This window comes from Marinomonas algae, assembly GCF_047525555.1.
In the GTDB taxonomy this organism is placed as follows: domain Bacteria; phylum Pseudomonadota; class Gammaproteobacteria; order Pseudomonadales; family Marinomonadaceae; genus Marinomonas.
The window spans coordinates 19601-36816 of the sequence record NZ_JBLIXK010000012.1 but is presented as its reverse complement, the minus strand read 5'-3'; the positions used below and the strand labels follow the sequence as shown (position 1 = coordinate 36816).

Below are 17216 nucleotides of genomic sequence, written 5' to 3'. Positions count from 1 at the left end.
AAACAGGAGAACAAAGTGAAGGTATTAACTTCGGACTGGAACAGCAGCAAAGACCAAATAACCTTTGTACGCAAACAAGTCTTTATTATTGAACAAGGCATCGACCCAGAAGACGAATGGGATGACCATGATGAAGATGCCGTTCACTTTGTGACTTTTGGCACAACAGCTGTACCGACAGGAACTTGTCGGTTGACAGAAGAAGGCCAGTTAGGTCGTTTAGCAGTGTTGCCTGCTTATCGACACCAAGGCTACGGTGAAATGCTGACGGCTAGAGCCATCAAAGTCGCGAGAGAAATGGGGCTCAGAAAAGTTTTCCTCAATGCCCAAGTCGATGCCCAGCAGTTTTACACAAAGCAAAGCTTCCGTTCTGACGGTAAGATATTTCTAGAAGCAGGAAAAATGCACGTCCGAATGGAGCGGGAAATATAACCAGCCTTTGCACTTAAGTTTAAATTTACTGCTTTTTTTAGACATAAAAAAAACGAGCTTTTCTGTATTAGAAAGCTCGTTTTTTTCGTTCTAAATCGCTAATTAAACAACAGCAATTAGCTCAACATCGAACTGTAGAACAGAGAAAGGCTGAATCATTGCGCCTGCGCCTTGTGCGCCGTAAGCCAATTCAGCTGGAATTGTTAGGCGGTATTTCGCGCCTTCTTTCATCAACTGAAGACCTTCAGTCCAACCAGCAATAACGCCAGTTAGAGGAAATTCAATTGGCTCGCCACGGGCAATTGAGCTATCGAATACTTGACCATCAATCAAGCGACCTTCGTAATGAACACGAACGGTTGATTCAAGGCTAGGAGTTGCGCCAGTACCTTCTTCAAGAACTTCGAACTGCAAACCGCTTTCTGTTGTTTGAACGCCATCTTTTGCTTTGTTTTCTGCAAGGAATGCTTCGCCAGCTTTTACTGTTTCTTCAGATCCAGCGCGAGCTTTTTCTTCCATTTTTTGCTGAAGTTCTGCAAAAGCTGCTTCCAATTCTTCACCTGGAACGCGCATTTCAGCTTGATTCAAAGAATCTTCAATCGCAGCAAAAAGATGCGTTAGAGATAATTCTCCAAGGTCACTACCACGTAGTTGATCACCAATTTGGCGACCAATACCGTATGCGATTTTTGCTTCATTCGAATCGAACGACAGTTCAGACATGTTTACACTCTCTTATTCGTTACACATAAAATTGAGCGCAAATTGTAACATAGCCAGAATCACATGGGCTCATTTTTCAAAACCATTAAACTGCCGCTGCTGGATTAATATTTTTTATATTAAATCGATAGATTTATTAAATGATATCCATTATCATTTAATGCATTCATTGAGCGAAGGAACCCATTATGAAAACGAAGCGCTTTATACCATCAACCATACAAAATCGAGTCAGCAAAAAATCTTCTGACTATTGGGGCATGCTATTCATCAGCTTCTTATTTTTATCGGCTATCAGTAGCTTTTTATTTGCGAATCACATTGATCGTCCTCAACTTGATAATGTCTCAAGTACATCACACCAAACAAATACGGTAGTGGTGAATACAAATCAGAAAATAAAAAGCTAAATCGACACACCTTTCACTTCTCTCAGCGGATTCAATAAAGCAACGCCACTCTAGTCAAGGTTACATTTGTTCGATACACTTACTGTATATATAAACAGTAAGTGTATTCATGATTCTTTATATTGCAGAGAAACCAAGCCTTGCTCGCGCCATTGCAGCCGCCCTCCCATCACCACAGAAAAAAGAAGACGGCTGTATTTGGTTGCCTAATGGAGACTGTATTAGCTGGTGTATTGGGCATTTGCTAGAGCAAGCTGAACCTCATCAATATGATCCTATCTTTAAATCATGGAGCTTGGATCATCTGCCAATTATCCCAACCGACTGGCAATGGCAAGAAAAAGCCAACACAAAAAAACAGCTAGGTGTTTTAAAAAAACTCATTAAAAAAGCAACACATCTTGTTCATGCAGGTGACCCAGACAGGGAAGGTCAGCTGTTAGTTGATGAGGTCATTTATTTCACCAAAGTGCCTAAGCTCAAACTGCAAAATACTCAACGCCTCCTGATTAATGACCTAACACCAAGCGCCGTCAAAAAAGCACTAAACAACTTACGTCCAAACAGCGAGTTCGCTGCTCTTTCCCGTTCAGCCTTAGCGAGAGCCAGAGCCGATTGGTTATTTGGTTTAAACCTTACTAGAGCCTATACCATTAGAGGCCGACAAGCTGGCTATCAAGGCGTTCTATCCATTGGCCGAGTGCAAACGCCGGTATTGGGACTTGTGGCGGCGAGAGACAAGGAACGAGAACACTTTATTCCGAAGGATTACTTCCAAGTCTGGGCTCAAGTAGAAACAAATCTGAAAGCAAGATTTCAAGCAAAGTGGCTGCCAAGTGAAGCTTGCAAGCCGCATATGGATGAAGAAAACCGCGTTCTAAATCGAGCTTTAGCCGTCAATGTCGCTTCTCGTATCACCAACCAACCAGCCAATGTTATTGAGGCGAGCTATAAGCAAAAGAAGCAAGCGCCTCCTTTGCCTTATAATTTATCAAGCCTTCAAATCGATGCAGCGAAGATTTTCTCGTTATCCGCTCAACAAGTGTTGGATACTTGTCAAACCCTGTATGAACGCCATCAAATAATCACCTACCCAAGGTCAGATTGTCGTTATTTACCAAGCCTTCAACACAAAGACGCTAAAGGCATTTTAAACGCCTTAAGTAAGGCCACAGCAGAACTTGCACAAGGTGCTGAGAATGCGAACCCAGCAATACGCAGCAAAGCATGGAATGACAAACAAGTTACCGCTCACCATGCGATCATTCCGACTAGCCAAGCCCATAAAGCAGGCTCTCTCGGAAAAGTCGAATCACAAGTATTTGGGCTGATTGCTCGCCAGTATTTAATGCAGTTCTATCCCGATTATGATTTCCTCGCTTCTTATATCAAGCTCGATATCGCTGGAGGTCAGTTTGAAGCAAAGGGTAATACACCAATCTCTTTTGGATGGCGTGCACTGCTTCCGCAAAAAACAAAGTCGAACAGTAAAAGAGAGCAAAACGACGAAGAACAAAATGAATTGCCAAAACTTCAAAAAGGCGATTCACTTTGGTGTCATGAGGGTATTATTCATGACAAAGTCACCACGCCGCCAGCCGCTTTTACTGATGCTACCTTGCTTTCAGCAATGACAGGAATTAGTCGCTTTGTCACAAATAAAGACATAAAAGCCATTTTGAAAGACACAGATGGACTGGGAACAGACGCCACAAGAGCAAGTATTATTGAGTTGTTATTTAAACGAGGATTCTTAATCAGACAGGGGAAACAAATACACGCCAGCGAAACAGGCCGAGCGTTTGTAGACTGCTTACCTAGCCAATTGGTCACACCTGATATGACAGCTCAATGGGAATCAACACTAAACACAATAAGCCTCGGTGAAACAAGTTACCAAAGCTTTATGTCACATTTAGAAGGTAATTTAGTAGAACTATTAGACGCCTCGAAAAGCCTGTCTTCAGCGTCATTGAAGCATTTACCAGCACCAGCTAAGAAAGCTTTTTCAAAGCGCTCAACAGGCAAAAGAAAGTCCGCATCGAAGCCCTCAAACAGCACATCAAAAACGAGAACAAGACGGTCTACTGCAAAGCGCTAAATAAGTTAAGTTCAAAAAGCTAGCCTATTGCTAACCAAGCTCCGACACCAATCATTAAGGTTCCAGCAATGCGGTTCATTATGCGAACATTGCCACTTTGCAGAAGCAAAGATTTGAGTGTTCGACCGCCCGCCGCATAGATAAGCAGACAGCTGAATTCAAGCATGAGAATAACACTAATCAATATGATCAATTGACTAGCGAGTGGTTGAGTCGCATCTAAAAAAGGCGGTAATAATGCCACAAAAAACGCCCACCCTTTAGGATTGGCAATGGCAGTCACAAAGCCTTGTGAGATTAAATCAATACGAGAAGCAGGCTCTTCTTCAGATTCCATTTTAATGGCCATTTTGCCTTTAGATAGCCACATTTGAATACCGATATATGCCAAGTAAGCGCCGCCTAAATATTTTAAAACGAGGAAAACATTCGGATAATTTAAAAGCAAAGCTGCGACGCCAATAGCAGATAAAGTGGCTACGGTCGCAACACCAATAAGCTCACCAAACATCATCCAAAGTGCGCGCTTAATGCCGATTGTCATGCCAAGCGTCATGGCAAGAGTCATGCACATACCTGGCGTGATAGAGACAAAAAAGAAAGTAGGTATAAAGGCAGAAAGCAGAGCGAGGTTCACACAATATCCTTATCTAAAATAAAAGTTCAATTCACAAAAATTAAAAACGCTTTTTCTCTTTGAAGTCAGAATCTTCAATAAACTTATTCCATTCATCATCCATTTCTTCTTTCTCATTTTCTGATTTTTGGTTAACTTCTTTCTCTGCTTTCTGTAGAGCCAGCTTCTCTTCTAATTCTTGAATAACATCTTTTAATTTTAGAATCGCAGGCTGTGCTTGGGCAGAGTCTTTTAATGGCGATAACTGAGACAAAGCCTCTTTATATTGCTCTAACGCCTTGTCTATTCTTCCACTCAGAAAGTCTTTTCTAGCAAGGTAAGCATAATGATCAGCATTAATTTTATACTTAAAGAAATGCATCAGCTGAATATAACGATAAGCTAAATCAGAATCGATTTCTTTGTCTCTTTGCGCTACAGTCAAAAACGTCTCAAAGGAATCAAATAAGCGCTTCACTTCAACAATAAGTACCTCATCACTCATCGGTTTAGCACGGCGCTTTTGCTTACTGGATTGAAATTCTTCTATTTCTTCAGCGAGATGATTTCGTCGGCGCGTTAAAGTAGTATCAGGCTGTAGTGCCAACAGTTTATCATGAAGCTGAAGCATGCGAGAAAATAACCACAAGCGCATGTCTTTTGGTTGATATTGGGGAGGCATTTCATCTAAATATCGACGAACCTGACGCAATTGATTGTTCAAAGTTGCTATTTGTCGCAACTTAGCCAATCTTGCTTGCTCTTTTAGCTGCAACACAATGGCGAAGACGATAAAACCGCCTATAACAAGTAAAAGCACAGTGATACTAACAGCAGTCATTGGATGAATGTTTACCTTAATATTGATAACTGGATAATGCAGAAGGCTCTCAAAACGAGCCGAAATACAATAATGTGAAATAGTCACTTCACATTACACAAACTCCATCTGTAATCGAACGCATACGTCTTCAAATCGTGAAGGCCGTCAGCTTATTAAGTTTTTATCCCTAGACACTTTAAAAAGCAATTCTCTTATATAACACAGAGCAGAACTGTAACACAAAAAAAGACCAGACAAGCTGGTCTTTTTTTGTACTCTTAATGCTGCAAAGTTTAACGAGAAACAGAGAAACCAAGCAACATATAAAACAACATAGCAGAAAGTGTCGCAGACGCAGGTACAGTAATCACCCAAGCTGCAGCAATGCGTAATAATGCAGAACGCTTCACTAACTCTTTCTTCGTCGCTTTTTTCAAGCCTTTACGCTCAGCAGATGAAATCGGCGAAGATGCTTGAGCCGCTTTCAACTCTTTCAAAATAAGACGCTTCTCATCAACATCGGCATCCTGAAAACGTTTTACGAATTCTTGAGTTTGATAACCATCATGACCAGCAGATTCAGAGTGAGCAACAATAGATTTCAACTTTTTCTCATAGGACTGTTTTAGGTATTCTCGCAAGAAGCCAACACCAAAAACACCACCAACAGCAATATGTGTTGAGCTAACAGGTAAGCCTAACTGAGAAGCAACGATAACCGTAATTGCTGCCGCCATAGCGATACAAAATGCTCGTGTTTTATCTAGCTCTGTAATTTCAGAACCAACTGTCTTGATAAGCTTAGGGCCAAATAAAGCAAGACCAACCGCAATACCTATTCCACCAACAATCATAATCCACAATGGAATAGCGGCTTTACCCGTAACGGCACCCGTTAACAAAGCTTCATTGATCGCAGCTAATGGCCCAATCGCATTGGCAACATCGTTTGCACCATGGGCAAAACTCAATAACGCGGCAGAAACAATTAATGGAATCGTAAATAAGCTATTAACGGAGTCTTTGTTGTTTTCAAGTGCCGCCGCTGCTTTATCGACGATAGGACGAACAATGAAATAAGCTGTTAGAGCAATCGCAAAAGCAATCATTGCCGCTGTTACAAAATCCAAAGCCCAGATTTTCTTTAAGCCCTTAAGAATCAAATAAGTAGAGAAAGCCCAAACCATGACGCCAACTAACAAAGGAACCGCTTTCTTAGCCGCTGCAATCATATCGCTTTTATATGTGATAGCGCGTTTGATGTACATTAAGAAAAGTGCCGCAATGATGCCGCCTAGTACTGGGGAAATTACCCAACTAGCAACAATGGCAGTCATCTTGTCCCAGTTCGCAATATCCCAGCCACCAGCAGCAATACCAGCACCTAATACACCACCAACAATCGAGTGTGTTGTTGAAACAGGAGCACCGAGGTACGTTGCTAGGTTAAGCCAAATCGCTCCTGCCAATAATGCCGCCATCATGACCCAAATAAAGGTGCCTGAATCACCAATAAAGTTAGGGTCTATAATGCCGTTTTTAATTGTACCAACGACTGTACCCCCGGCAATTAAAGCACCAGAAGCTTCAAAAATTGCGGCAATAACAATGGCGCCAGTCATGGACAAAGCTTTTGCCCCTACTGCTGGTCCCACATTATTCGCTACATCGTTTGCACCGATATTCACAGCCATGTAAGCACCAATCGCTGCTGCGATGGCTAAAATAGATATATTAGAAACTTCCACTCCATTGGTTGTCGCATAAAAGCCAACAGCTAAAACAAACGCTAACGCAATCAGAACACGAATATATTCATGACCATTAGCCAAAGCTGCACTTTTTTTTGAGGTATTTGTAAGATCCATAAGGGCTCTTCTTCATAGAATTAATCAGTACCAAGAGCCGTTAATAAAATCTTATTAACAGCTTTCTTGTCCAAAGGGTGGCTATATTACATCTTAGCCATTGCTTGTCATATTTCTGCAACACAATTTTGGCGTCATTCTACACGGGCTTTTTATAGATAAAAAGACCTAAAAACCTCAAATATTCAGGGCATATACAAACAAAAAAAGCGCCTTTAACAGCGCTTTTATAAAAAACAATAAATCGTTACAAAGCATCAACACTCGATAACATTTACCGCTAAACCACCGCGAGAGGTTTCTTTGTATTTATCATTCATATCTCTTCCTGTATCTCGCATGGTTCTAATGACTTTATCTAGCGATACATAATGATTTCCATCACCGCGTAATGCCATAGAGGCAGAATTAATGGCCTTCATCGCTCCCATTGCATTACGTTCAATACAAGGCACTTGTACCAATCCACCAATAGGATCACAAGTTAGCCCTAAATTATGCTCCATACCGATTTCAGCCGCGTTCTCAATTTGCTCTGGTGTTCCACCTGTAGCCGCAGCCAAACCAGCCGCTGCCATGGCACAAGCAGAACCGACTTCTCCCTGACATCCGACTTCGGCTCCAGAGATGGATGCATTTTCTTTAAAAAGAAAACCAATGGCCGCCGCCGTTAGAAAAAATTCAACAACACCGTCATCATTAGAGCGAGGGCAAAAATCCCAATAATAATGTAAAACAGCAGGAATAATGCCTGCTGCGCCATTAGTTGGCGCCGTGACAACTCGTCCTCCTGCAGCATTTTCTTCATTTACCGCCAACGCATAAAGATTCACCCAATCCATTGCTCCAAGAGAAGGTGTAATCATATCCATATTCGTTTTTTTCATGAGATCTTTATGAAGACTAGCGGCTCGGCGTTTTACCTTTAAACCGCCAGGTAAGATTCCCTCATTTTGAATTCCTTGCTGAACACAGGATTTCATCACGGCCCAAATCGACAAAATTTCCTGCTTTATCTCTTCTTCTGTTCTCCAGGTTTTCTCATTCTCCATCATGATTTGAGCAATGCTTTTCTCTTCTTCTCGACAAAGCTTAATGAGTGTCGCTGCATCATGAAAAACATAAGGAAGCTCTGTCGTATCTTCAACTAAAGCAACATTGCCCTCTTCATCTTCTTCAACAATAAACCCGCCGCCCACGGAGTAAAATGTCGCTTTATGAATTTCATCATTATTTTGATCAAAGGCAGCTAGCGTCATTCCATTAGCATGAAAATCAAGGCGATCGATACGGTGAAAAATGAGGTCATTAGCAACATCTATAGAAATATTGTGCTCTGAAAGTAAGCTCAGCTGCGATGTCTGGTTAATGCGCTCAACACGTTCACTCACCAAAGTAGGATCAATAGATTCTGGAAGCTCGCCTTCCAGCCCCATCAATACAGCCGTTCCTGTACCATGCCCTTTGCCCGTCGCACCTAGAGAGCCATATAAATCTATTTTTAGCCTGCATACCTGTTTCAGCAAATCACCTTTTAGCAATTGATAAGCAAACTGGTTCGCAGCAACCATTGGCCCAACTGTATGAGAGCTGGAGGGACCGATACCTACCTTAAAAAGATCAAATAAACTGATTGCCATGCTTTATCCTCTATCGCCAACCCATGGAACACCATAAGTACATTAGCAGAATACCTAGCTAAGAAAATTATCACTTACGACAAAAAGTTTCCAATAAGAAACACATTGCAGGGTTATATGAAGAAATGAGCCAATGAAACAAATCAAAGTGAGAAGATGTAACAACGCAGAAGCTAAGAAAACGAAAAAGCCAAGAGACTGGCTCTTGGCTTTAAAGCTTTCACACTCTAAGTTCGCTCGATTAATACTAGAATGTATAACCTAGCTTTGATTTACAGTAGCTGAAGATCGACAATATCAGCAGCAACCCAAACATTAAGGCAAAGAATGGCACTAACTGCCCAACTTGATACAAAGATGCCAAAGCGACTGGCCCTAATGCGGCTCCTAGCCCTTGCATCGAAGCATTCATACTGGCCAAACGGCTTTGTTGATCGTCTTTCACCAACAAGGTTTGTGCCGTCACAATGCCAGGAAACAAAAAGCCCACGCCTGTACCAAACAATCCCATAGCAAACAGCACACCGGCATAAGAGTCTAAAAATATAAATGCCAACTGCGCTGATATGCCAATACTTGTGCCTGTGAAGATTAAAGTAATCACGCCGAACTGAAATCTCGGTACAAGTATCATTTGCACCAAAATGCTAAAACAAGACATCGTCATCATGGCAAACCCAACTTGTTTCGTAGTTTCAGCCACATCTAAATGAAATCTGTCTTGAATCAGAAATGCCATAATTTGCTGAACACCGGTAATAGAAAGAATCACCAAGGTCGACATACCTAAAAATGGCACAACTCTTTCTTTAAACCAATTAATGGCTGGTGGCTTTTCAAATTGACGAACATGTTTTGTATCTTTCACATAAAATGAAGCCAATACAGCGGCACCACCAGCCAGAAAAGCAATAATATAAAACGGTGCGGTTAAGCCTAATCCACTTAACAAAGATGCGCACGCTGGCCCTAAAATCATACCCACACTAAAAGACGCGCCTATTTTGGCAATGGTTGCACTACGATGCTTAATGTCTGTGTGCGCAATCAAATAAGTCTGCACAGACGGTAAAATCCCTGCAATTCCCAAGGCAAATAAAATGCGCAAGGCAAAGACAAAATAGTAAGTTTGCTCGGCCGACATATTGCGCTCTAACGCTTCATGCAATACAAAACCCGTCATTCCAATGGTAACCGCATAGCAGCTCATACCAATAATAACTGAACGAACACGACCGATTCGATTAATGATGCCTCCCCAAAAGAAAGCGGCGACGACAAACGTCGCCGCACCAGCCGTAATCAAGGTACTAATACGAACATCAGCCAGCCCGATTTCACGACCAATTGGTGGCAAAGAGGTAAAAATAAAAGATTGGCCAATGCCGACTGCAACAAGGCAAAAAAGCAATAATCCACGTGAAAGGTATTCAGGAAAAGAAGTGTTATTATCCGTAGTAGTCAATGTGAGTCCCTTGTTCTATCAGGCCAAAAGCCAAGCAAAGATAACTCGTCGCCTGACTTTTAATAAGGTTGGTAAAGTAACATATTTTTACAATCAACCTAATACGTTAATGCCACTTCATTAAGGTTATGAAAGATAGACAAGATAAGTTATATCTTAAAAACCAGACAAGATTTTAAGATAAACTTTAGAGGTTATTTAAATAATCGACGTTTTTCTTTATCAATTGTTTTCCACTTCCAATTAGGTGCTTCGCCTTTCACGTAATACACCACAAGCAGAATCACAGTGCTAATAGACACCAATATTAACCATATAGAAAGCTCTTCTTTTGGGTCTACAAAAAAGCTAATTAGACCGACTGAAAAAAGATAAAACATTTGTACAAACCAACCTTGCCAAGCAGTTGGACGACTCCATCCAAAACCATTCTTTTTAGCAGGAAACCAAACTGTTTTCTTATCTGTCATTGTCTTCGCCTTTTTCTTATTTATACAGCAACAAAAAAAGCCTTATGAAAGGCTTTTCGTCTCACGGATGTCGTCAAACCATTATCGAGCAAGAAACTCACTACGAGTTTTATCACTGCGCTTAAATAATCCGCCAAGCGCTGTCGTTTGAGTTGAAGAGCTTGCATCCATAACACCACGCGATTTCACACAATAGTGAACCGCATCCATAGTGACTGCGACGTTATCGGTTTCCAATAAGGTTTGTAATGTAACCAATACTTGCTGAGTCAAACGCTCTTGAACCTGAGGACGTTGCGCGAAGAAACGAACAATACGGTTAATTTTCGATAAACCGATGATTTTTGTTTTAGGTAAATAAGCCACTTTTGCCAATCCGTCGATCGTCACAAAATGGTGCTCACAGGTGCTGGTAAAACTAATGTCGCTGACCTTCACCATTTCATCGACTTTCATCTTGTTTTCAATCACTGTGATTTTTGGAAACTGGGTATAGTCCAAACCAGAAAAGATTTCCTTCACGTACATTTTGGCAATGCGATGAGGCGTTTCCGCTAAACTGTCATCGGCTAAATCCAAACCCAAAGTCGTCACCACATCTTCAAAAGCACTTTTGATACGCTGGTACTTTTCTTCACTGGATAAGCCGTTATCAATCATCGGGGTTTCTAAACCCTTACTGATTAGGGCGTCACGAACTTTTCGTGCCCCATCGGATAGGCCAAGAGTTGTTACATTATTTGATTCTGCTGTGTTCATTTCTGTATCCTAAATTGCTTGGCCCTGTCACATGACACGGAGGCATTAAAAAAGAAGTCGCATTTGGTGCATTAGACCAGATGCCGGCCTCCGTCGAGGGACAAGGTTCGCCCTGTCACGTAACGACTATCTAATAAATATTGTATGGCTTGCACACCTTCTTGTTCGCCTGGCTCTTTACGCAGCAATGACTTATTGAGCGCCTTTTGACGATACTCTTCATCATCTTCTTCATTAAACATGAGAAGCGACGGTGCAATTGTGTTCACTTTTATTTTCGGTGCAAAACGCTTAGCAAATGACAAGGTTAAATTAGCCAAACCTGCCTTGCTGGAAGCATAAGCAATGTGATTATTACTGCCTTTTTCTGCGACATAATCTGTCATATGAATAATATCAGCAGCGCCACTTTGTTCAAATCCTGCCAATAATAATGCCTCAAAGGCCAGATTTATACGGTAAGGCGAAAATACATGTATTTGCCACATTTTTTCCATCAACAAAGCCGAGTCTAAACCCGCATCTTCCGACTCCCACTCTGATGCATTGTGTATAACGCCTCTTAGTGCTTGATAGCCAGTTTGTACCTTATTGATGAAATTATCTACACCGCTCTGAGTAGAAAAATCCGCTTGAATGCAATCCACTCCCAATTCTTCCAATTGCTGAATGCTTTCACGCATGGTGCGATAGGTGACGACCAAGTCGTAACCTTGTTCAACTAACGCTTTTGCGCAAGCCAAGCCAAGACGCTGGCCTCCACCAGTAATAACTATTGGCACTTTAAGCGTCATCCATCTTTCTCCATTCATTCATCCGTTCGTTTCGCTCAAGCTTTCAATGCTTGTATTAACGACGATTGTCAGTTTACACCTTCCTTTGTTTGTACGATAAAAACACGGAAAGGGATTGATCCCCAATTTACATTTAAGCCAATCATACCTTTACACAAAAGATTCTACTCATACCAAAAAAAGTCATCTAATATTTATTTTGCATCGTAATGATTGAACTAATTTTGAACTATCACATCTAAAGAAAGCGTTCGAAGACCTTTATGACTACCCACTTTAAATAGAAAGAGTACAAAGGAGTTGAAATGAGCTTACAAACAGAAAAAACGGCCCTTGCTTTATCGGCAAAAGACATCCCTCAAGAAGCATTTGATTGGTACGACGAATATGCTCATGGAGACATTGACCGTCGCACCTTCTTATCTCGCCTTGGCACACTAAGCGTAGCAGGATTAACTCTATCCGTCGTTGCTGGAGCACTTACTCCAAATTACGCGCTAGCAGAGCAAGTTTCTTTTAATGATCCAGACATTACAGCAAGCTACGTGGAATTTGACTCGCCAAACGGACACGGTAAAGCGCGCGGCTACCTAGTTGTTCCAAAAGGTGTTGATGCAAATAATAAAGCTGCAACAGTTTTAGTGGCTCATGAAAACCGCGGTTTGAACCCATACATTGAAGACGTTGCTCGTCGATTGGCGAAAGCTGGCTTCATCGCTTTAGCACCTGACGCTTTGTTTCCATTAGGTGGTTACCCAGGAAATGATGACGAAGGTCGCGCAATGCAAAGAACACTCGACGGCAGCAAAATTGAAGGCGACTTCAAAGATGCCGCAACGCTACTTAAGAACCACGAGTTCAGCACGGGTAAAGTGGGCATGGTTGGCTTCTGCTTTGGTGGTTACTTAACCAACTCTCTCGCAGCAAATATGCCAGACACAATCAATGCCGGTGCGCCTTATTATGGAACGCCAGCAAAATCTAATATTGATCAAATCAAAGCTCCGCTGCAAATCCACTTTGCGGAATTAGATGATCGAGTTAATGCGACTTGGCCAGACTATGAAAAAGCACTAAAAGCCAACAAAGTTGATTACACTGCTTATGTTTATCCGAAAGCGAACCACGGTTTCCATAATGACTCGACTGGTCGTTATCAAGAAGACAATGCAGAGCTTGCTTGGGAGCGAACCATTGGATTCTTTAAACAGAACCTGAACGCTTAAGAAAGAAAGAGAAATAAAAAAGCGTTACAGTAAGAAATTATGCTGTAACGCTTTTTGCATTTAGTGATGTCGGTTTTTGATTGTATTTAAAATCAATTCCACGCACATTTGGCGTTTGTTGCCATAAAGATTCACACAAATCAGAAACACTCACATCATTGCTTGATTGCAACCAAGAAACCACTGCACGAGCCACATTAGGGTAAGAGATCTGCACGACTCGACCGGTTTCCAGCCATTCTTGAATAATCCCAGAATCTAAAGTCTCTGTTGTTTTCGCCACACCTAATTGCTCCAAGGCAATGGCATTGGAATGTTGCTCAATTTGCCCTTTAAGCGGTTTCGCCAATATTCTTCGGCCTAACTGCAATGCTTCAGAATTCAGTTCAAAACCCGCATTACAAAGGACAGATTCACATTCGCTCAGATTCTTCTGAAACTCTTCTCGGCTAAACGGAAAAACTTCAACCTTGCCATACACACCTGGCTCAATGTCTTTACAATGCAACCTGAAAGAATAATCCGGCACACCTTCCAACCAATCCATGACTTCTTCGCTGTTTTCAAAAGGCAAATACACAAGCACGTCCATAGAGTCTGGCGTGTTTTGCCTTTCTTCATGATGAATTAACGGCGGTAAAATTGGGTAACCGAAGTGATGCCAATGAGCACCAAGCTGAATCGCAGCTGGCGCAAAATTAGACATAATCCATTGCGCAATAAAGTTCTTCTTATAACGAGGAATGTCATGTTTAAAAGCGTATTGATGCCCAAACCCAATACAAGGAATACCTTGAAATTTTGCCGCCCAAGCAACAATCGGTTCGTAATCCGTAATAACCAAATCATAACCACGAAGATCTAATGAACGAATATCTCGAATGAGCTTAAAGAAATTCGCATTTCGACAAGTCGCCAATAAATCCAACTTGCCATTGCGAGCAACAAAGCTCAGACCTTGAAAGGTACGATAATCGCCAAATACCGACATATCGAAATAATCTTCAGGCGGACGACCAGAGAAGATAAAGTCTACTTCTACACCAGCTGCATTCATTTCAGCAGCCATGGCTCTTGCTCTGGTAATATGACCATTTCCTGTTCCTTGAACGCCATATAAAATCTTCATACCAGAACTCCAATCATAAAGGCCGCACAGGCACTTCCTAATAAAGCGCCAATCACTGTGTCTGTTGGGAAATGCACACCCAGAAAAATACGCGACAAGCCAACGTGCGCCGCCCAAAAATACAAAATAACATTGAAGCTTGGGAACCATTCACTTAGGCAATACGCCATAAAGAAAGCCCCTGACGTATGGCCAGATGGAAAAGAAAACTGGTCAGATGGAATAATAAAGCTACGGAAGTCATCAAGCGCATCTGCTGGACGATTCCGTTTAAAACCACGCTTTAAAACAAAATAGACAATACGCTCAAGCAAGAAACCAAAAGCTAAAACAGTGACTAGAGTTTCATAACCCGCAAACCAAAACATGATTGCGGCAGCGGCATAAAGAGGGCCATCGGCTGTGAATGAAATAGCACGCCCAATACTGGTTAATTTTGCTCTGTGTTTACGAGCCATAAACCAGTAAAAAGTCTGTACATCAAATGCATGTATATTCTGAAGTATGTTCATGCTATCACCTCGCTGTTTATCTTATTCTCAAACATAGACGAGTAAAATGTCAGTTAGATGGCACTTAAATGACAACTTGATGACATACCACACAAACAAAAATGCCCCGCATAAAGCGAGGCATTATTTGGCGTTACTTCAAGCTCAAAGTTTGAAGTAAATACCTTCTTTAAAGATCGTTCATCTTGTGGAACTGCTCAATCATGGCAACAGGTTTCACGCTCTTGTTGCTGCTGTTTAACGCATAAACAACAGTTTCACCATTTGGACCTGCGCCAATTTCTGTATAACGTAATGGCACTTCACCAACCAAACGAGCGTTGTTCATTTCAGCCAAAGAAGAGAAAACAAAAATACGGCCTTCAACGCGCATTTCACCGTAGAAAGGCGTAGCGCCTTCTAATGTGCCGTGATACATGTCCATAGAAGCAATGCCTGATGTTTTCTTCTTGTCTTCGTTTGTTAAACCGAAAACAAGCGTCTCACCTTTTGGACCTTCACCGATATGAACTTTACGGAAAGAAGTTTCACCTACTTCAAGGAAGCTTTCGTATGTTGCGCGGTCATCAAAAATATGAATTCGACCATCATGATGAACTTCATATAAATCTTCATTATTTAAAGACATCGCTTCAGCAACAGACGCAGTGTCACCACTTTTCACAGACTCATTACCGCAAGCCGTTAGAAGAGTTAGTGCCACTAAACTTGTTGTAACTGGTAAAAACTTCAATTTCATTTTATAGCTCCTAGGTTAGATTTATAAACACCTTAGAAGCAAAAAATGACAATACAATGACAAAATCTTTTCAATAACAATACAAAGACAATTAAATTACAGCCAATTAGACAGCATAATACCAATCCCTAAAGATTGTGTTTGGTGATTATAATCAAGCAGCGACTGACCATAACCATTGAAGTATTGTATGTAACCTCGCGTTTTCCCCCATAAAGGGAAGTTAAAACCAACCTGCAAAGCCCCTTTATTATCGGACGCTTTGAGGTTATTTCTCAGCATAATATCAATACTGTAATCATCAATAACATGGATGACACTCAGCTCACCGTAACCATAATATCTTTCTATATTCGGATTATCGTCATTGTCTGAACTTTCAGGAATACGATACCAAGGCTTAAAGGAAAAAGCGGTGTTGCCTTTCTCAAACAAAAAATCCACGTAAAACCGGTTCCACGATCGAGAAAGATCACCGGATTGACCATTTGACTGATGATTAAAACCGTAAGCAATATAACTAGGCTTAATGCCTAAAAAACCATTCTTTGGCTGATCTACAATGAAAACTTCTGGCTCATGATTCGTATCTCGAAAAGGCGCTGAAATATCACTGTTATAAGCTTGCCAAAAAGCCTGTTGAGTATAGGCAAACCATAGGCTGGAATTACGCCCCACCACATCGTAAACAACGGGAAACTTCACACTTAGCTGAAATTTGAACTCCACGCTTTGCAGGCTTTCTGTCTCGTCGTCCCCTAAAAAAGCTCTGTCATTAGGGTTAGAAGTATAAGCAATCGGTAAGAAGTAGTTTGGTTTATGAGGTGTTAAAACGAATGGGTTGTCTACTGTTACGACTTCTTTATCCACTCGCTGCTGAAATAAGCCTTTGGCTTTCTCCGCTCGCTTGGAAATAGATTCAGGCACTGCAGGCTCTGTTGGGGAAAAAGACGTGTCTTCTTCCTCTGCAACAGCCGCGTTTTCAGCCGATTCCGTTGTAATATAATCCGGCGTGTTTATTTCGGTTTGAGCCAAAAGCAAACTAGGAAGTAATACCATCGAATAGACTATGGCTTTCATTATTTAAAACCTTATCGAGTGACATAAGCCACTTTAACGAATTTAGACAAGCCTCAGGTTATTGAGACAACACAACTTTTTTGGCGTAGGTATCACGATTCATATCGCACAATTCAACAGACAAGCTAACATCTTTTAATGAAAATTGTGTTAAAGCATTCAGAACCAAAGTAGACAACTGCTTTTTCTCTTCTTTTGTACGCCCCGACAAAAGCCTTATCATCACGTGTATGAAAGCATCCTCTTGTCCGCCAGTAATAAAGCTTTTATAAGCACTGCTTCGTAATTTGATGTCTTCCACGGAAAATAAATTAGATGCGACACAGGCTTCTTTCACAGTCTCAAGTAATTCCGCTGGTGGCACTTCTTGCTCTAAATTCTGGCTGTATTCCAAAATACAATGTGGCATGCTTTTCTCCATTCTTTCAG

Annotated in this window: 18 protein-coding genes; 4 read left to right on the top strand and 14 right to left on the bottom strand. The window is 41.4% G+C overall.

The window, feature by feature from the left end; translation table 11 throughout:
- The first annotated feature begins 15 nt into the window (after positions 1-15).
- Positions 16-432, top strand: coding sequence for a GNAT family N-acetyltransferase (locus ACMUMQ_RS13895; RefSeq protein WP_414682574.1), 417 nt, complete (start codon positions 16-18; stop codon positions 430-432).
- Positions 433-534: 102 nt separating this feature from the next.
- Here ACMUMQ_RS13895 and ACMUMQ_RS13890 read toward each other — a convergent pair whose 3' ends face one another.
- On the bottom strand, positions 535-1155 hold the full coding sequence (locus ACMUMQ_RS13890) for an FKBP-type peptidyl-prolyl cis-trans isomerase (RefSeq protein WP_317004801.1): 621 nt from the start codon (positions 1153-1155) through the stop codon (positions 535-537).
- A gap of 188 nt (positions 1156-1343) precedes the next feature.
- Here ACMUMQ_RS13890 and ACMUMQ_RS13885 point away from each other — a divergent pair, with 188 nt between their 5' ends.
- Together ACMUMQ_RS13885 and ACMUMQ_RS13880 are read left to right on the top strand one after the other, a co-directional pair.
- Positions 1344-1565 carry a hypothetical protein gene (locus ACMUMQ_RS13885; protein WP_414682573.1) on the top strand — a complete coding sequence of 74 codons (222 nt, stop codon included), beginning with the start codon at positions 1344-1346 and terminating at the stop codon, positions 1563-1565.
- A 109-nt stretch (positions 1566-1674) separates the two neighbouring features.
- On the top strand, positions 1675-3666 hold the full coding sequence (locus ACMUMQ_RS13880; RefSeq protein ID WP_414682572.1) for a DNA topoisomerase III: 1992 nt from the start codon (positions 1675-1677) through the stop codon (positions 3664-3666).
- A gap of 19 nt (positions 3667-3685) precedes the next feature.
- Here ACMUMQ_RS13880 and ACMUMQ_RS13875 read toward each other — a convergent pair whose 3' ends face one another.
- From ACMUMQ_RS13875 to folM, 8 genes are all read right to left on the bottom strand, one after another.
- On the bottom strand, positions 3686-4303 hold the full coding sequence (locus tag ACMUMQ_RS13875; RefSeq protein ID WP_414682571.1) for a LysE family translocator: 618 nt from the start codon (positions 4301-4303) through the stop codon (positions 3686-3688).
- A 40-nt stretch (positions 4304-4343) separates the two neighbouring features.
- Positions 4344-5123 carry a hypothetical protein gene (locus ACMUMQ_RS13870; protein ID WP_414682570.1) on the bottom strand — a complete coding sequence of 260 codons (780 nt, stop codon included), beginning with the start codon at positions 5121-5123 and terminating at the stop codon, positions 4344-4346.
- Between the two features lie 275 nt (positions 5124-5398).
- Positions 5399-6973 carry an inorganic phosphate transporter gene (locus tag ACMUMQ_RS13865; RefSeq protein WP_414682569.1) on the bottom strand — a complete coding sequence of 525 codons (1575 nt, stop codon included), beginning with the start codon at positions 6971-6973 and terminating at the stop codon, positions 5399-5401.
- 257 nt (positions 6974-7230) lie between these two features.
- Positions 7231-8613, bottom strand: coding sequence for an L-serine ammonia-lyase (locus ACMUMQ_RS13860; protein ID WP_414682568.1), 1383 nt, complete (start codon positions 8611-8613; stop codon positions 7231-7233).
- A 247-nt stretch (positions 8614-8860) separates the two neighbouring features.
- Positions 8861-10078, bottom strand: coding sequence for an MFS transporter (locus ACMUMQ_RS13855; protein ID WP_414682567.1), 1218 nt, complete (start codon positions 10076-10078; stop codon positions 8861-8863).
- Positions 10079-10272: 194 nt separating this feature from the next.
- The gene (locus ACMUMQ_RS13850) at positions 10273-10548 is read right to left on the bottom strand and encodes a hypothetical protein (protein WP_414682566.1); all 276 of its coding nucleotides are present in this window, start codon (positions 10546-10548) and stop codon (positions 10273-10275) included.
- Between the two features lie 81 nt (positions 10549-10629).
- The gene (gene folE, locus ACMUMQ_RS13845; RefSeq protein ID WP_317004817.1) at positions 10630-11307 is read right to left on the bottom strand and encodes a GTP cyclohydrolase I FolE; all 678 of its coding nucleotides are present in this window, start codon (positions 11305-11307) and stop codon (positions 10630-10632) included.
- 71 nt (positions 11308-11378) lie between these two features.
- Entirely contained in the window at positions 11379-12101 is a 723-nt protein-coding gene (gene folM / locus ACMUMQ_RS13840) for a dihydromonapterin reductase (protein ID WP_414682565.1), read from the bottom strand.
- A 305-nt stretch (positions 12102-12406) separates the two neighbouring features.
- Between folM and ACMUMQ_RS13835 the strand changes: the two genes are divergently transcribed.
- The gene (locus tag ACMUMQ_RS13835) at positions 12407-13327 is read left to right on the top strand and encodes a dienelactone hydrolase family protein (RefSeq protein WP_414682564.1); all 921 of its coding nucleotides are present in this window, start codon (positions 12407-12409) and stop codon (positions 13325-13327) included.
- Between the two features lie 37 nt (positions 13328-13364).
- Here ACMUMQ_RS13835 and ACMUMQ_RS13830 read toward each other — a convergent pair whose 3' ends face one another.
- The 5 genes from ACMUMQ_RS13830 to ACMUMQ_RS13810 form a co-directional block, all read right to left on the bottom strand.
- Positions 13365-14456, bottom strand: coding sequence for an MJ1255/VC2487 family glycosyltransferase (locus tag ACMUMQ_RS13830; RefSeq protein ID WP_414682563.1), 1092 nt, complete (start codon positions 14454-14456; stop codon positions 13365-13367).
- On the bottom strand, positions 14453-14968 hold the full coding sequence (locus ACMUMQ_RS13825; RefSeq protein ID WP_414682562.1) for a phosphatase PAP2 family protein: 516 nt from the start codon (positions 14966-14968) through the stop codon (positions 14453-14455). The genes ACMUMQ_RS13830 and ACMUMQ_RS13825 overlap by 4 nt, the downstream gene beginning before the upstream one ends.
- A gap of 169 nt (positions 14969-15137) precedes the next feature.
- Positions 15138-15707, bottom strand: coding sequence for a hypothetical protein (locus tag ACMUMQ_RS13820; protein WP_414682561.1), 570 nt, complete (start codon positions 15705-15707; stop codon positions 15138-15140).
- Positions 15708-15803: 96 nt separating this feature from the next.
- Positions 15804-16787, bottom strand: coding sequence for a phospholipase A (locus ACMUMQ_RS13815; RefSeq protein ID WP_414682560.1), 984 nt, complete (start codon positions 16785-16787; stop codon positions 15804-15806).
- A 58-nt stretch (positions 16788-16845) separates the two neighbouring features.
- Entirely contained in the window at positions 16846-17196 is a 351-nt protein-coding gene (locus tag ACMUMQ_RS13810; protein WP_414682559.1) for a 5-carboxymethyl-2-hydroxymuconate Delta-isomerase, read from the bottom strand.
- Positions 17197-17216 lie beyond the last annotated feature (20 nt).

Bases quoted from the DNA above. Each gene is read 5' to 3' on its own strand.
- ACMUMQ_RS13890 (WP_317004801.1), bottom strand. From the start codon at position 1,155: ATGTCTGAACTGTCGTTCGATTCGAATGAAGCAAAAATCGCATACGGT.
- ACMUMQ_RS13885 (WP_414682573.1), top strand. From the start codon at position 1,344: ATGAAAACGAAGCGCTTTATACCATCAACCATACAAAATCGAGTCAGC.
- ACMUMQ_RS13880 (WP_414682572.1), top strand. From the start codon at position 1,675: ATGATTCTTTATATTGCAGAGAAACCAAGCCTTGCTCGCGCCATTGCA.
- ACMUMQ_RS13870 (WP_414682570.1), bottom strand. From the start codon at position 5,123: ATGACTGCTGTTAGTATCACTGTGCTTTTACTTGTTATAGGCGGTTTT.
- ACMUMQ_RS13865 (WP_414682569.1), bottom strand. From the start codon at position 6,973: ATGGATCTTACAAATACCTCAAAAAAAAGTGCAGCTTTGGCTAATGGT.
- ACMUMQ_RS13860 (WP_414682568.1), bottom strand. From the start codon at position 8,613: ATGGCAATCAGTTTATTTGATCTTTTTAAGGTAGGTATCGGTCCCTCC.
- ACMUMQ_RS13850 (WP_414682566.1), bottom strand. From the start codon at position 10,548: ATGACAGATAAGAAAACAGTTTGGTTTCCTGCTAAAAAGAATGGTTTT.
- folE (WP_317004817.1), bottom strand. From the start codon at position 11,307: ATGAACACAGCAGAATCAAATAATGTAACAACTCTTGGCCTATCCGAT.
- folM (WP_414682565.1), bottom strand. From the start codon at position 12,101: ATGACGCTTAAAGTGCCAATAGTTATTACTGGTGGAGGCCAGCGTCTT.
- ACMUMQ_RS13835 (WP_414682564.1), top strand. From the start codon at position 12,407: ATGAGCTTACAAACAGAAAAAACGGCCCTTGCTTTATCGGCAAAAGAC.
- ACMUMQ_RS13830 (WP_414682563.1), bottom strand. From the start codon at position 14,456: ATGAAGATTTTATATGGCGTTCAAGGAACAGGAAATGGTCATATTACC.
- ACMUMQ_RS13825 (WP_414682562.1), bottom strand. From the start codon at position 14,968: ATGAACATACTTCAGAATATACATGCATTTGATGTACAGACTTTTTAC.
- ACMUMQ_RS13820 (WP_414682561.1), bottom strand. From the start codon at position 15,707: ATGAAATTGAAGTTTTTACCAGTTACAACAAGTTTAGTGGCACTAACT.
- ACMUMQ_RS13815 (WP_414682560.1), bottom strand. From the start codon at position 16,787: ATGAAAGCCATAGTCTATTCGATGGTATTACTTCCTAGTTTGCTTTTG.
- ACMUMQ_RS13810 (WP_414682559.1), bottom strand. From the start codon at position 17,196: ATGCCACATTGTATTTTGGAATACAGCCAGAATTTAGAGCAAGAAGTG.